This is a genomic window from Litorimonas haliclonae (genome assembly GCF_965138505.1).
In the GTDB taxonomy this organism is placed as follows: Bacteria; Pseudomonadota; Alphaproteobacteria; order Caulobacterales; family Maricaulaceae; genus Litorimonas; species Litorimonas haliclonae.
Genome location: NZ_CBCSCO010000003.1, coordinates 49,909 through 64,501, shown reverse-complemented (window position 1 = coordinate 64,501; position 14,593 = coordinate 49,909). Strand labels below are relative to the sequence as shown.

Annotated in this window: 12 protein-coding genes; 3 read left to right on the top strand and 9 right to left on the bottom strand. The window is 50.9% G+C overall.

The window, feature by feature from the left end; all coding sequences use genetic code 11:
- Positions 1 to 3: 3 nt before the first annotated feature.
- The 6 genes from trkA to dusB form a co-directional block, all read right to left on the bottom strand.
- Positions 4 to 1,377 (bottom strand): Trk system potassium transporter TrkA, encoded by a 1,374-nt coding sequence (gene trkA / locus ACNA05_RS07545; protein ID WP_415810831.1) that lies wholly within the window; start codon positions 1,375 to 1,377, stop codon positions 4 to 6.
- Between the two features lie 40 nt (positions 1,378 to 1,417).
- The gene (ntrX, locus tag ACNA05_RS07540; RefSeq protein WP_415810830.1) at positions 1,418 to 2,806 is read right to left on the bottom strand and encodes a nitrogen assimilation response regulator NtrX; all 1,389 of its coding nucleotides are present in this window, start codon (positions 2,804 to 2,806) and stop codon (positions 1,418 to 1,420) included.
- The gene (locus ACNA05_RS07535) at positions 2,796 to 5,213 is read right to left on the bottom strand and encodes a sensor histidine kinase (protein WP_415810829.1); all 2,418 of its coding nucleotides are present in this window, start codon (positions 5,211 to 5,213) and stop codon (positions 2,796 to 2,798) included. The genes ntrX and ACNA05_RS07535 overlap by 11 nt, the downstream gene beginning before the upstream one ends.
- Positions 5,214 to 5,311: 98 nt before the next feature.
- Positions 5,312 to 6,628 (bottom strand): sigma 54-interacting transcriptional regulator, encoded by a 1,317-nt coding sequence (locus tag ACNA05_RS07530; RefSeq protein WP_415810828.1) that lies wholly within the window; start codon positions 6,626 to 6,628, stop codon positions 5,312 to 5,314.
- Complete coding sequence (locus ACNA05_RS07525) at positions 6,618 to 7,706, bottom strand: two-component system sensor histidine kinase NtrB (RefSeq protein WP_415810827.1); 1,089 nt, start codon at positions 7,704 to 7,706, stop codon at positions 6,618 to 6,620. Before ACNA05_RS07525 ends, ACNA05_RS07530 begins: the two co-directional genes overlap by 11 nt.
- Positions 7,703 to 8,695: a tRNA dihydrouridine synthase DusB gene (dusB, locus tag ACNA05_RS07520; RefSeq protein ID WP_415810826.1), complete on the bottom strand. Its 993-nt coding sequence runs from the start codon at positions 8,693 to 8,695 to the stop codon at positions 7,703 to 7,705. Before dusB ends, ACNA05_RS07525 begins: the two co-directional genes overlap by 4 nt.
- 61 nt (positions 8,696 to 8,756) lie before the next feature.
- Between dusB and ACNA05_RS07515 the strand changes: the two genes are divergently transcribed.
- Both ACNA05_RS07515 and ACNA05_RS07510 read left to right on the top strand, forming a co-directional pair.
- Positions 8,757 to 9,899, top strand: a complete 1,143-nt coding sequence (locus ACNA05_RS07515) for a bifunctional 2-C-methyl-D-erythritol 4-phosphate cytidylyltransferase/2-C-methyl-D-erythritol 2,4-cyclodiphosphate synthase (protein WP_415810825.1) — start codon at positions 8,757 to 8,759, stop codon at positions 9,897 to 9,899.
- On the top strand, positions 9,896 to 10,405 hold the full coding sequence (locus tag ACNA05_RS07510) for a CinA family protein (RefSeq protein ID WP_415810824.1): 510 nt from the start codon (positions 9,896 to 9,898) through the stop codon (positions 10,403 to 10,405). The genes ACNA05_RS07515 and ACNA05_RS07510 overlap by 4 nt, the downstream gene beginning before the upstream one ends.
- Here the strand turns inward: ACNA05_RS07510 and ACNA05_RS07505 are convergent.
- Positions 10,388 to 10,891 (bottom strand): type II toxin-antitoxin system RatA family toxin, encoded by a 504-nt coding sequence (locus ACNA05_RS07505; protein ID WP_415810823.1) that lies wholly within the window; start codon positions 10,889 to 10,891, stop codon positions 10,388 to 10,390. The genes ACNA05_RS07510 and ACNA05_RS07505 overlap by 18 nt on opposite strands.
- Complete coding sequence (lipA, locus tag ACNA05_RS07500; protein ID WP_415810822.1) at positions 10,891 to 11,856, bottom strand: lipoyl synthase; 966 nt, start codon at positions 11,854 to 11,856, stop codon at positions 10,891 to 10,893. The genes ACNA05_RS07505 and lipA overlap by 1 nt, the downstream gene beginning before the upstream one ends.
- 161 nt (positions 11,857 to 12,017) lie before the next feature.
- On the opposite strand from lipA, the gene ACNA05_RS07495 reads away from it, so the two are divergent.
- On the top strand, positions 12,018 to 13,166 hold the full coding sequence (locus ACNA05_RS07495) for an acyltransferase family protein (protein ID WP_415810821.1): 1,149 nt from the start codon (positions 12,018 to 12,020) through the stop codon (positions 13,164 to 13,166).
- Positions 13,167 to 13,169: 3 nt separating this feature from the next.
- On the opposite strand, the gene lpdA is transcribed toward ACNA05_RS07495, so the two are convergent.
- On the bottom strand, positions 13,170 to 14,561 hold the full coding sequence (gene lpdA, locus ACNA05_RS07490; protein WP_415810820.1) for a dihydrolipoyl dehydrogenase: 1,392 nt from the start codon (positions 14,559 to 14,561) through the stop codon (positions 13,170 to 13,172).
- Positions 14,562 to 14,593: the final 32 nt, after the last annotated feature.

Here is a 14,593-nt window from a genome sequence, read left to right as displayed (position 1 = left end):
ATTTTAAAAATAATCCGTGCTGACCCGGAACATGGCTTCAATGGCTTTCATTGCGGACCGTTCGGCGAGCAAAATTACTTTGTCGCCCTGACGGACGAGTAAGTCAGGCGTTGGGAACAAAACTTTGCCCTCATGAATGACAGCGCCAATCGTAATATCGTCAGGTAATTCTGCCTCCCGCAGCGTTTTTCCGGCGAGAGGCGACGTCTCCAGGACTTCGCCCTCCATGACTTCAGCGCCGCCCTGTTCAAGCGAATAAACGTCCAATATCCGGCCGCGACGAACGTGGCGCAAAATAGAAGAAATTGTACTTGCCCGCGGATCGATGACCATATCGATGCCGAGTTCTTTCTGCATATCCTGCATTGACACTTCATTGATAAGGCTAATCGTATGATTTGCCCCAAGTTTTTTAGCCAGAACGGCAGAAAGAATGTTGATTTTATCGTCATTGGTCAAGCAGATAACCATTTCCGAATTGGAAACGCCGGCTTCATCCTGAATATTCGCGTCCATTGCGTCACCGTTAAGAACAACCGTCTTTGATAACTCATCCGCAGCCTTCTCCGCGCGGTCTTTGTTGTATTCAATCATACGTACACGCATACCTGAGACGGCCTCTAGCTCACGCGCGACATAGGTTCCGACATTTCCGGCCCCGATGATCACGACGTGTCTCGCCTTGGCTTCATGGTTCCCGATCACTTCCAACAGACGCGCCGCATGTTCAGACTTGGTGATTATATAAGCATCATCCCCTACATTAAGCGGATCATCAGAAGTTGGCGCGAAGACCAAACCATCTCGTTTAATACCGACAATCGCGGCGTGGAGCCCCTCAAATAAGTCCGGGATTTGACGGATTGGGGTATCAACGATCGGACAATCCTCGTCGATTTGGACACCCAAGAGCAGAACCTGCCCGTTTCCAAATGGCACGACATTGAAAGCTCCTGGAGTGTTCAATCGCCTAACAATCGCTTTACCAATCTCTATTTCCGGAGAAATAATAATATCGATTGGCATGTTTTCGCGGCTGTAAAGATCATTCCATTGACTGTTAAGATAGCTCTGCGCCCTCACCCGAGCAATTTTTGTGGGAACGTCAAAGAGCGAATGCGCCACTTGGCAGGAGACCATATTGACCTCATCGGCGTGGGTAACCGCGATAATCATATCCGTATTTCGGATGCCAGCCCGGACAAGAACATCTGGATGGGCGCCGTTTCCGATGACGCCTCGCACGTCCAAATCTGTCGTAATCTGACGGATAAGATCCGGCGACAACTCGATCACCGTAACCGTATTGTTTTCAGCTGCAAGGCGCGCAGCAAGCCCGTAACCAACTCGCCCTGCACCGCAAATTATGACCCGCATGAGCCCTCACATTGTGATCGGGGCTCGGCCCCGGCATTTATCAGGAGGCGTCATCACGCCCATTTGCGCCCAAACCTAGCGACTTTAGCTTTCGGTGCAAGGCTGAACGCTCCATACCGACAAAACTTGCTGTGCGTGAAATATTCCCGTCAAAGCGGTCTATTTGCGCTTGTAGGTATTCCCGTTCGAAATGCTCTCTCGCATCCCGTAGGGGCATTGAAATCATTTTCTCTGACTCCGCAGGTCCGCCCGATGGCCGGACAACAGATACTTCGGGGGGCAACGTCGCCAAAGTAATAGGTTGGCCGGGCTCTCCCGTTGCCAAAATCAACAAGCGTTCAACATTATTTCGGAGCTGTCTTACATTTCCGGGCCAGTCATGAGCCTGCAAAGCCGCCATCGCATCCGGTCCAATTTCTCGCGCCGGAAGCCCTGTAGACGCCGCAAGTTGGGAGATAAAATGTTCCACCAAGAGCGGAATGTCTTCGCGGCGCTCACTCAGCGGAGAGGACTCTAGAGGCATGACGTTCAAACGGTGAAACAGATCCTCACGGAAATTCCCTGCTTCCACGTCATTCAATAAATCATGGGAACTGGACGTAATAACCCGAACGTCAACTTGTACATCTTGGCTCCCCCCAAGCCTGTGAAAGCGCTGTTCAACCAAGAGCCGAAGCAATTTACCTTGAGTTTCAGAGGGCATATCCGCCACTTCATCAACATAAAGCGTTCCGTTATGAGCGGACTCCAACAGCCCTGTTTTTACCACGGCACCGTCGGCGTCTTCGACCCCAAATAATTCTTCTTCTACCCGCTCTGGCACCATAGACGCCGCATTGACGGCCTTGAAAGGCCCGTCCGCGCGTCTGGACTGTGCATGGAGAAGTCGGGCAATAAGCTCTTTTCCAGACCCCGAAGGCCCTGTAATCAAAACCCGTGAATTCGTCGCGGCAATCCGTTCAATTTTCGACCGTAATTGCTGAACAATAGTGGACGTTCCGACCAAAGTCGTATCAGTCTGGGTGCGGCCCTTTAACTCTTCATTTTCCTGTCGCAACCTGGCATTTTCAAGCGCCCGCGAGACCGTGACAATCAACTTCTCTGACTTAAAGGGTTTGACGATATAATCATACGCGCCTTTGCGAATAGCAGAGACAGCGGTTTCGACTGTGCCGTGACCACTAATGACGATAACGGGTAAGTTTGGATAAGAGGCCTTTAAACTGTCGAGCAGTTCAATCCCGTCCATACCGCTGCCCTTCAGCCAGACGTCAAGGACAACGAGTGACGGCTGTCGCTTTTTGACCGATTCAAGCGCGGCGTCGCTCGTCCCGGCCTGACGGGTAATATGACCTTCATCATCAAGAATGCCCGCGATCATTTCCCGGATGTCACTCTCATCTTCAACAATCAAAATATCATTTTTCATGCTTAGTCCTTTGAGGGTTAGTCTTTTTTGGCTTCGGCTTTTTGGGTTTTGTTTCCTTCAAGGAAGGCTTTACAGCTGGGGTCGGAATGGAGACTTTCTTTCGCGCAAAGCGGATTTCTACGCAGGCTCCAGTTTTTCCGGTCGGCGGTTCCGCCAGTATCAGACTTCCGCCGTGGTCTTCTGCAATACGGTTGACGATGGCCAGACCGAGCCCTGTTCCGCTTTCACGCGTTGTGACATAAGGCTCGAGCAAACGCGCTCTGTCTGTGGCCGGCCACCCAGGACCATTGTCAACGATTCGAATCAAGACAGCCTCTTCTTCAGAGACGAGCTCCACTTCTATTCGGCCTTCGACTTTTCCTTCCCCGGATTGATCATAGGCCCGTAGCACGGCTTCACCAGCATTTTTAAAAATGTTTGTCAGGGCTTGAGTAATGAGACGTTCATCTCCCCAGATAACAGGAATACGTTTATTCTTGGCCGTTTGAACAAATTTGATATCCGGAAAAGCGACGCCCTGCTCAAACAAGACTTCTGCCAAAATAGACTGCAATTCGACATTGGCAAATTCCGGCGCCGGCATACGAGCGAAGGCCGAAAACTCATTCACCATTTGCTCCAAGCTAGCCACTTGCCGGATAATAGTTTGAGTGCAATTGGCAAAGACCTGAGGGTCGCTCTTAATTTCTCTGCTATACTTTCTTTCCAATCTTTCCGCTGAGAGCTGGATTGGTGTCAGAGGGTTTTTAATCTCATGCGCAATCCGGCGGGCGACTTCTCGCCAAGCGGAATGCCTTTGGGCAGAAACAAGCCGGGTCATATCATCAAAGGTCAGAACCCAACCGGTATCCTTTCGCGCCCCTTCATAGGCAGAAACCCGAAGATCAAAATTACGCACTTGGCCATCAATTTCAAAACTGACTTGATCCTCTGCGGACGCCTGAATACTTTCTCGTCCTTTCTTAAAAGCCGGAGCGAAAGGGGATAAAACCTGATCAATCGGACGCCCCAAAAGACTTTCGCCGTCAAAGCCTAAAAGTTGTTCCGCGGATTTATTGATGAGCGTTATTCGGCCTGTCTGGGCTAAACCGATAACCCCAGCGCGAACGCCTGATAGTACCGCTTCGGAAAACTGGCGCCTTTGTTCGGAAATATCGTGTTCTTTGACCAAGGCGTCGCGTTGTGAGTCGAGCTGTTGTGTCATTCGGTTAAAGGCGCTGCCCAAATCGGAAATCTCTCCCCAGTCTTCGCTTACATTCACCCGGGCACTCAAATCCCCTGCCCGAACCCGTTCGGCTGCCGTAATCAACCGGCCCAACGGGTCAATAATTCTATTGCCCAACATGAGCCCCAACCAGATAGCCGCCATAAGAATGAGCAAAGCGGTTTCCATGAGGGTCAAAACAAAAATGTTCCGTGTCTTGGCCTGTTTCCGGTTGAAATTAGCCAAGGACTGTGTCGCGCCTTCGATGCCGGATATGCTTGAGAGAACCTGACTATCGGACCGGAGGACACGGCCGACATAAAGATAGACATTTTCAAACCCCGGCAACGGCGATAGCGCAATGAGGTAATCTAGGTCGTCCCTCTTTTGATAGGCAACTCCGCCATTTTGAATACTTTGAAAAACACTGTCGGCCGGCACACGAAAGTCTGGCGCAAAAGGCGACTCGACGCGTGAAAGCACATCTCCCTTATCACTTATAATATAGACAGAATCGAGATCACGAACACGGGCTCGAACTTGCAACTCCGCTGTGAGTGTTATCCGCTGTTCTATCATGGCGGGGTCAGCATCAATTGCAGCAGAAAGAAAATTGATATCTTTTCCTAAACTCGCAAGTTCCTGATCGACATAGTCATCTAGAATAGACCGGGCTTGCTCCATGTTTTTGCGAACATCCTCACCGAAAATATCACTGATGTTCTGACTGATAAAGGACAAAGAAAAAACGCCGACAATAATCGCCGGAACCAGGGCTGCGAGACTGAAAATAAAAACAAAGCGGCGATGCAAGAGAGGCGCCGAGCGGCGCCTCGACTTGGTAAACAGCGTACTCCAAACACGATAGCCCAAATAAATAGCGAGCAAAATAATGAGAATAAGATTGGCGCTCAAAACGTCAAAAGAACGGTCAACCTGTTCTGATTGCTCCGAAAATGAAAACAACGCCCCCAGAATCGTGACGAAGATGGCCGTCATAAATAACACGCCAAACAGCGCTGAACGCGCGATGCGCGGGGCGCGTTTTATGAAAGGCTGAACGGGGTAGTCTGACGGCTTTAACTCAGCGCTCTTCATTTTCGCAGCATCGGCTTGAGAGCTGGCCGAGTCCTCGGGCGAGTTATTTCTTGGCAGTGGGGCCTGAATGGGTGTCGTTTCAGTCACGCTATCCGAGTGTTGCACGCCTCATAAAGGCGCAAGTGTTACTCTTTTATCGCAGTGTTGCTCAAAATCAACACAAGAAACTCTTTCCTTTTGGTTATCCTTTTTTTTTCGCTCATTTAAGAGATTTCTAGAGATTTCAGACGCGTCCGAAGGGTGTTTCTATGTATTCCAAGAAGTTCCGCCGCCTTGGCCCGATTCCCCCCTGTCAGCCGCAAAGCTTCGACAATTAGCGGCTTTTCTACCCATGACAGAGCTGTTTGATATATCGTTTCTTCAAGTTCCGCAGTCTCGTCGTTCAATAGAATGCGGCAAGCTTCTTCGAGTTTTTTATCGAGTTTTTCCTTTGTCTCGCCCTCAGCGTTGCGAGAAGGGATATCTTTGGAGAATTCCTGTAACACCATATCTGCGGTTATGACGTCGTCAGAATACAATACAGAAAGTCGTCTAACTAAATTTTCTAATTCCCGTACATTTCCGGCCCAGCTATGGCGGTGCAGAATATCTAAGGCATCAGATTCGAAACGTCGCGGCTGGCCCGGAGACGCATGGGACAAAAAGCTTTCAGCCAATTCATAAGTATCCTTATCCCGCCCTGACAGAGGCGGAATACGTATTTCAGCCACATTGATTCGAAACAATAAATCGTCACGGAAGGCGCCGCTTTCAGCCATCTTACGTAAATCTTTTCGTGTGGCGGAGAGAACGCGCGGACGTTTCGACGCCGGTATCAGTTCGGCTTCTGTCATAAGCGACATCAAGCCCTCTTGTTGCGTCAGGCTAAGCTCTGCAATTTCGTCCAGATAAATATCTCCGCCATTGACCTTTTGCAGGGTCAGAGACGTGTTGGAAAAGTCACTGGTCCGCAAAAATGGACGATCCGCGCGCGGGCCGCCATCATGGAGAAGCTGCGCAACCAAATCTTTCCCGGTCCCCACCGCGCCTTGAATGAGAACAGGCAAATCACTTGAAGAAAAACGCGAGACAGCGCGGTAGACGGGTTGCATAGCCGGACTACGCCCAATTATGGGAAGTCGCTTAGTTTTCGGATTAACCCGGCCACGGCGCGGATTAACGGATTGCCCTGCCCGCGACACTGCATTGGTGACATCGTCGAGATCAAAAGGTTTTGGCACATACTCAAAGACTTTTTGCTGTCCGGCTTTCAGTGCTGTGTTGACCGTATTATTTGCGCTGATAACGACAATTGGCATTTTTGGCCGCGCCGCCGAAATTTCAGGAAGGGTTTCAAAGACCTCCCGTCCCCCCATCATAACGTCGGTGACGATTATATCTCCCTGCCCGGCTTGCGCCCACTTCAACAGGGTCTGAGCATTGTCTGTCGCTTTGACATTATGACCAGCTCGGGTCAGCGCTTTCGATAGAACGAGCCGAACGCTGTCATCATCGTCGGCAAGCAGAACTTCATATTTCATTATCTGGACTTTCTGTATTAGGGCGTTCGTTCTTGGGACGCGGAGCAGGAAGAAGGAGAGAAAAAGCAGTATGGCCTGGATGCGAACGCACTTCGACAACGCCGCCATGAGCGGCGGCGACTTTTGAAACAAGCGCAAGACCGAGCCCCTGCCCGTCCTGTTTTGTTGACATGAAGGGCTGGAACACCTGATCAACCAAGTCGGCAGGTATGCCGGGACCATTATCAATAATTTGGACTTCTATCGGCAGGCTCTGGGACTTTTCCTCGCCCTCTCCTGTGGCGGAAACCCCACTTCTAAATTTGGTTTGCAAGGTAATCTCAGTGCCTGCTTCAGACGCATTTTTAATAAGGTTTAAGACCGCTTGCATCAGAGTGTCTGGGTCGCCTGCGGCGTGTGGCAAGGACGGATCGTAATGTTCGGTGAAAACCAGGTTTTTATCAGCGGACTGAATAATTTTCCGAGCCCGTCTGAGAATTTCGTGAATATTGACCTGCTCTTCAATTTCCGGGTCGCTGTCACCCAGCGTTTCCATCCGGTCAGCCAATCGGCGGATCCGGTCGATTTCCGACGATATAAGGTCAATCAGAGACTGCCCTTCTTCGTTGGAGACATCTTCGCGCAAAAGCTGCGCCGCGCCCTTTATCCCGGCCAGAGGGTTTTTAAGTTCGTGTGCTATTAATCGGCCCATGCCGGACACAACCTGTCCGCCCATACGATTATTTCGGGGTTGGGCTTTGGCGAACCGAATACCCAGGCCGATATGACCTTGGGTCGAGAAAGACGTTACGTGAGAGAGCTGGACTTCGGCGCCTTTCCGGTGCTCGAATTTAATCTCGCAATCACGAACTGTCACGGCACTCCCTTCATCGAAAGACTGTAAAATACGGTCTCTGGGAACGTCTTGGATATTCAAAATCGTCCAGATGTCTTGCTTGCTCAACCCTTTGACTGATAACCCAGTCCAGCTTTGGGCGGCGTCGTTCGCCCACGCTACCTTTTGAGTTTCCGGATCAACCAGAAAGCACGGATAAGGCGCATCTTCACCGATATGCGTTCCGAGCGCTGGATTACTCATGCTGCCGTCTGCTCCACATTCTGAAACGCCTTCTCTAAAATTGACAGAACCTGATTTGGGTCTTTACTGGAAAGCGCTAATCTTCGGTCGGAGTCCGGAATATCCATCGGAGCGTGTTCCAGATAGGCAGCGACATGTTTGCGCGCCACGCGAAGGCCTTTGCCTTTTCCGTAAAACTGAAGAATATCTGTATAATGATGCGTCGCAATCTCCGACTTCTGAGAGAAGGAGAGCCTTGGCGCAGGAATTTTGTCCACCGCTTCTGCAATTTCAGAAATCAGCCAAGGCTGCCCCGTTAGCGCGCGCCCAATCATGACGCCGTCAGCGCCGGAGAGTTCCATCGCACGGCATGCCGCCTCGCCTGTATCTACATCGCCGTTGACAATAACGGGAATTGAGACGGCCTCTTTCACGGCTTTCACAGCTGCCCAATCCGCGCGGCCTTCGTAAAATTGGCAGCGCGTTCGTCCGTGAACCACAACCATTTTAACGCCGACGGCTTCGGCCCGTTTGGCAAGTTCAGCCGCATTCAAACTCTTCTCATCCCACCCTAGGCGCATCTTAAGAGTTACGGGAAGTGACGTAGCGCTTAAGGTCTCTTCAATCATTGCCAAGGCATGGTTTAAATCCCGCATCAATGCAGAGCCGGATTGACCCCCGACGACTTTACGGGCCGGACACCCCATATTGATATCTATGATGTGTGCGCCCGCTTCTTCGCAGAGTTTTGCCCCAACCCCCATCCACTCGGGATCATGACCCACAAGCTGCACGGCCAGAGGGTGAATCTCTGACGACCCTGCGGCTCTCGCCAAATTTTCAGGGTCCCCGCTGGCCAAACGGTCCCCCGCTACCATTTCTGAGACAACGAGCCCGGGTTGAAATTTAGCCAGTACTTTACGGAAGGGTAAATCTGTTACGCCTGACATCGGCGCCACGAGCACGCGGGAGCGCAGTTCGAACTTGCCGATATGAAGAGGATTTGCCATTGTCCTCTCTTAGAGCCGACGAAACGTCTGCACAATAATTCACCACACGTTTTGAGGGACTATGCCCCGTACCGCCTTAATTTTAGTCGCTGCCGGGAAAGGCGAACGGGCGGGCGGAGACATTCCTAAACAATATCGCCTGTTGTCGGGAAAGCCTCTTCTCCATCATACGCTTTTCAATCTACAAAAAGCCTATAATTTCGATGTTTTTTGCGTGGTCATCAGACCTGATGACAAAAATATTCGTTCCGTTTTGGCCGATTTGTGTCTTGACGCTAAAATCATCACGGGCGGGCAAACCCGCACAGAATCTGTGCGAAACGGTTTAAGGGCCCTCGAAAATTCGAAAGTTGACCATGTCTATATTCATGACGCAGCCCGCCCTTTCGTTTCGCGAAAGCTCCTCTCCGGTCTTGCGAAGGCGCTCCTCTCCAGCCCTGCGGCTGCGCCCGTCCTTCCCATTTCTGATGCCCTAAAAACGCTTTCCGGCGAAGCGGTGGACCGGGAGGGCCTCCGCCGCGTCCAAACTCCCCAAGCGTTTCACTATTCAGAAATACTCCAAGCGTTCAATGCCCTGCCCACGGACGAAAGCCGGGCAGACGACATTGCCGTCGCGCAAGAGAAAGGACTCGCAATTACTTTAACCCAAGGCGATGAGCGTAATTTTAAACTGACCTATCCCGCGGATTTCGCTAAAGCGGAGCAGATGATGCAAACAGATAGCTATATCGCCACCGGATCCGGATTTGACGTCCATCAATTCGAGGAAGGCAACCCTCTTTGGCTATGCGGGGTCTCGATAGACTGCGGGTTTACTCTGAAAGGGCATTCGGACGCAGATGCGGGACTTCACGCCCTGACAGACGCCTTGCTCGGCGCGTTGGCCTATGGGGATATTGGCGATCATTTCCCGCCTTCCGATCCTAAGTGGAAAGGCGCGGCCTCTGATAAATTCTTGCTTTTTGCCTTGGAAAAAATGGCGGAACGGGGCGGCGTCCTCCAGCACGTTGATGTGACACTGATTTGTGAAAAGCCAAAAATCAAACCCCATCGCGAAAAGATGCGAGAGCGCATTGCGGAGCTTTGCCAGCTCCCCCTGACCCGCGTAAGCGTCAAAGCCACAACCACAGAAAAACTTGGCTTTGCTGGACGGGGAGAAGGTTTGGCAGCTCAGGCTGTCGCCACCGTAAAGCTCCCATTATGACCCGCATTAGCCTTAAAGATATTTTTTCCTTAGCTAGCGATGTCGTGTCTCTCGCAACCGAGCGAGACCTGACCATAGCCACAGCAGAAAGCTGCACAGGCGGCCTTATAGGAGCCGCCATTACCTCGATCCCAGGGTCCTCAGCGCCTTTCAAGGGCGGCATAATTGCCTATGACAACGCAGTGAAAGCCAACCAATTGGATGTTCCAGAGGCAATTATAGAGACACATGGCGCGGTGAGCGAAGAAGTCGCTGAAGCTATGGCGCAGGGCGTTCTTACCGCACTCGAAACCGACCTCGCGATTTCTGTCACCGGCATTGCCGGGCCTGGTGGGGGCTCAGAAGAGAAACCCATCGGAACGGTCTGGATTGGACTAGCCCAGAAAAGTCAGCCCGCTAAGGCTGCACTATTCAACTTTGGAGATATTGGACGAAATAAAGTCAGAGACGTGACGTGTTACGAAGCCTTAAAAGCCTTGAAAGCGGCCCTAAGCCAGGCCCAATAACTCTTTTTGTTTCGCCAGATTGAGGGCCGGATCAGCTTTGACAGGATCGCAAACTTGCGCGGCCCTAGTTTCAAACACATTCATGATATGTCGGCTAGCTTTTTCAAATTTATCTTTAATCAAAAGATTCAACGGAAACGCTTTTAACGTCACATCGACATAAAAATCCACGAGAGTTGTGCCGTCGGGCAGCTCGTGAAACACCCATCGGTTTTCAAGGTTTTTGACAGCCCCGCCCTTTTCAGCTTTGGTGACGCGAATTAGTTTCTTATCTCGATCAACTTGTACAAGTGACTTAAAGCTTTGACGAATAGACTTATAGGCCGCGACCGCTTCTGCTTCGAAATCAGTCTCGCTGACTTGTTTGGTAATCCGCAAACTTGAAATCAGATCAATAAAAGTCGGGTATTCTTCGACATTTGCAACCATGTCCAACAGCTCATCCGCACTATGATTGATGCGTTTCGTAAAACTAGCGGACGGCATTAGGCGTGCTGAGCCCGTCTGGCAGCTTGAAGTTTCGCGAAATCGCTATCGGCGTGATAGCTGGAACGGGTCAGAGGACTTGAGGAGACGACTAGGAAGCCTTTGGCCCGTGCTATTGTCTCATACGCTTTGAACTCTTCAGGGGTTACAAAACGTTTTACGGCGGCATGTTTACGGGTCGGCTGTAAATATTGACCAATCGTCAAGAAGTCGATTCCCGCAGAGCGCATATCATCCATGACCTGCATCACTTCTTCTTTGGTTTCGCCTAACCCAACCATCAGACCCGATTTAGTAAATTGAGACGGGTCACGTTCTTTGACGCGCTCCAGCAGGCGAAGAGAGTGGAAATAACGGGCGCCGGGACGAATAGACAAATAAAGGCGCGGCACGGTTTCAAGGTTGTGATTGAACACATCGGGGCGTGCATCAATGACGGTTTCGGCCGCGCCCTCTTTACGAAGGAAGTCAGGCGTCAGGATTTCAATTGTGGTTTTGGGCGATCGAGCGCGGATGGCTTCAATCACATCTACAAAGTGCTGCGCGCCGCCGTCTGATAAGTCATCGCGGTCAACAGACGTAATCACGACATGTTTGAGCCCCATTTCTTCAACCGCTTCCGCAATCTTTTTAGGCTCGTAAGCGTCAACGCTTTGAGGAAGGCCGGTGGCGACATTGCAAAAAGCGCAGGCCCGTGTGCAAATCTCGCCAAGAATCATAAAGGTCGCATGGGATTTTTCCCAGCATTCGCCAATATTCGGACAGCCAGCTTCTTCGCAAACAGTTACAAGACCTTTGTCTTTTACGATCTTGCGCGTTTCGGCATAGCCCTTGGATGTCGGGGCTTTTACCCGGATCCAAGACGGTTTGCGGAGCACTTCCGTGTCCGGCCGGTTGGCCTTCTCCGGATGCCTTAAAGCGGGCTTGGGGCGAATATTCTGCGCGGTATCAATTAGCGTAGCCATGGCCGTTAAATGGGGGTTTTAACCGCTTGGGGCAAGCGTAATTTCAGGCTTTCACTGCAAGGCAGTGGCCGCAAATCTGCAAATGAAGTTAGTTGGCGCATTTTTTGCTTATATTAACGGGATACCGCTAGAAACACTGGCTTTAATGAGGGTAATGAATTTTGTCCGAGACAAAAGACACTGCTGATTTACATTTATCGCTGTTCCAGCGATTAAAGGCGCCTGTCCGAATCCGGGATGGCCACGACAATTTTTTCACCCCTTTGCGTATTCTGATGGCACTTTTGGTCGTGACAGAACACGCCATGATTGTCGGTTTTCGTGACATTTCCGCCGGAGCGTATGTGTTTTTCGGATATGGCTTAAGCTATCTGGCGGTGAATTTATTCTTTATTACCTCAGGTTTCCTGGTCACCAAAAGCATGACTTATCGTAAGGATTTACCCGAATATGGGTCTGCCCGCATACTTCGAATATACCCGGCCCTAATTATTCATGTGGCTTTTGTGCTGCTTTTAATCGGGCCGCTCGCCACCACGCTTCCCCTATGGGATTACCTCACCCATCCGGATGTCTGGAAACAACCCTTTCTCGTTTTGACCTTTATCAATTCGGATATGGTCTTGCCGAGCGCGTTTTTGACGAATCATGAACAGCTTGCCGCGGCGCCGCTCTGGACGCTTCGCTATGAACTCTTGGCTTACCTAATGACGGCCTTAATTTTCTCTTTGGGGCTGATGCGGCGCAAATGGATGATTTTGGCGCAGTTTATTTTGCCTAGTTTGGCGTGGTTAATCGCCAAAGAGACCGGGCTTTACGAGCACCTTCCCGCAACGGCGCAAAATGCATTGCGGTTCGCTATAGCTTATGGATTGGGCGCAACAATTTTCGCCTATCGGGAACACCTAAACTTCCATGTCTTGGGCCTAGTGTGCATGGTCCTATTGGCGGTATTATGCAGCCAGATTAACGCGATGGAAATTGCCGTAAACTTGATGCTCGCTTATGGCCTTATGCTTGTCGCCTTCGTGAAAGCGCCCCGTTTCGAGCCCTTGCAAAAACTCTCAGATGTTTCCTACGGAATATATATTTATCATTGGGGCCTGCTCCAGCTCGCCTTTTACTGGTGGCCGCAACTAAGCCCAATCGCGCTTTTCGTCCTTATCGCGCCTCTCTCATATGCTATTGCATACGCGTCATGGCATATTATCGAAAAGCCAGCTCTTAAGACTAAAAAGCGATTTGCTAAATATTTGCGGTTCGGACGAAAGCCCTCAGATATTGAGGGTCGCAAACTCTTACTGGACTAAGCCCTAGTAGTGAATTGTCCGGTCATAGGCATCGAGGACGGCCTCGTGCATCATCTCTGACAAGGTCGGATGCGGGAACACAGTTTCCATTAACTCGTGCTCTGTCGTCTCTAGCTTTTGCGCAATCGTATAGCCTTGAATAAGCTCGGTCACTTCCGCGCCGATCATATGCGCGCCGAGTAATTCTCCGGTCTTAGCGTCAAAGACAGTTTTCACAAGACCTTCCGGCTCTCCCAAAGCAATCGCCTTGCCGTTCCCGATGAAAGGGAACCGTCCGACTTTTACGTCATAGCCCGCCGCTTTCGCTTGGGCTTCGGTGTGTCCGACAGACGCAATTTGCGGATGGCAATATGTACATCCAGGAATTGCATTGGCATCGAGTGGGTGCGGATTTTCCCCCGCAATTTTCTCAATACAGATAATGCCTTCATGCGAAGCCTTGTGCGCAAGCCAAGGCGGCGTGGTTACATCACCAATCGCATAAAGACCCTTCACGCCTGTAAAGGAATATTCGTCCACCTCGATATGGGTTTTCTCAATTTTAACGCCCAGCTCTTCGAGGCCCATATCTTCGGTATTGCCGACAATGCCGATAGCCAGAACGACGCGGTCAAACTCGACCTCTTCGGATGTGCCGCCTTTGGTCAATGTCGCTGTGACGCCATTTCTGCCTGTCTTTACAGAAGCCTGCGTCTCAGTCTTGATTGTCACGCCGCGCTTTTCAAACGCCTTGCGGGCCATTTTGGAAATCTCTTCATCTTCCGCCGGCAGGATGCGATCCACCATTTCAACGACCGTCACATCGGCGCCAAAAGCGTCAAAAAAGGAGGCGAATTCCATGCCAATCGCGCCCGAGCCCACAACAAGAAGCTTTTTCGGAATGCTGTCCGGCACCATCGCTTCGCGGGCCGTCCAGATATATTTTCCGTCCGGCTCCAGACCTGCCTGAGGGATATGACGAGCGCGCGCCCCGGTTCCCAAGATGACGTGTTTGGCCGTATAATCTGTTCCGTCCACGACAACCGTCGGGGCGTCTTTGCCTTTTTTCAATTTGGCAAAGCCGTTGATGACGGTGATTTTGTTTTTCTTCATAAGATGTTTAATACCGCCGGAAAGCTGCCCGGCGATTTTGCGGGATCGCTTGACGATTTTTTCAAGGTCAAAGCTCGGCTCGGCGGAAAGGCCATACTCATCCGCATGTTGCATATTGTGATAAACTTCGGCGGATCGCAGAAGCGCTTTGGTCGGAATACAGCCCCAATTCAGGCAAACCCCGCCCAAATCATCCTTTTCAACAATCGCCGTTTTGAACCCGAGTTGAGACGCCCGAATGGCGGTCACATAGCCCCCCGGTCCGGATCCGATTACGATAACGTCAAAAGCTGTCTCAGCCATAATTTTGGGCCTTATTGCGGGAATTAATTCTC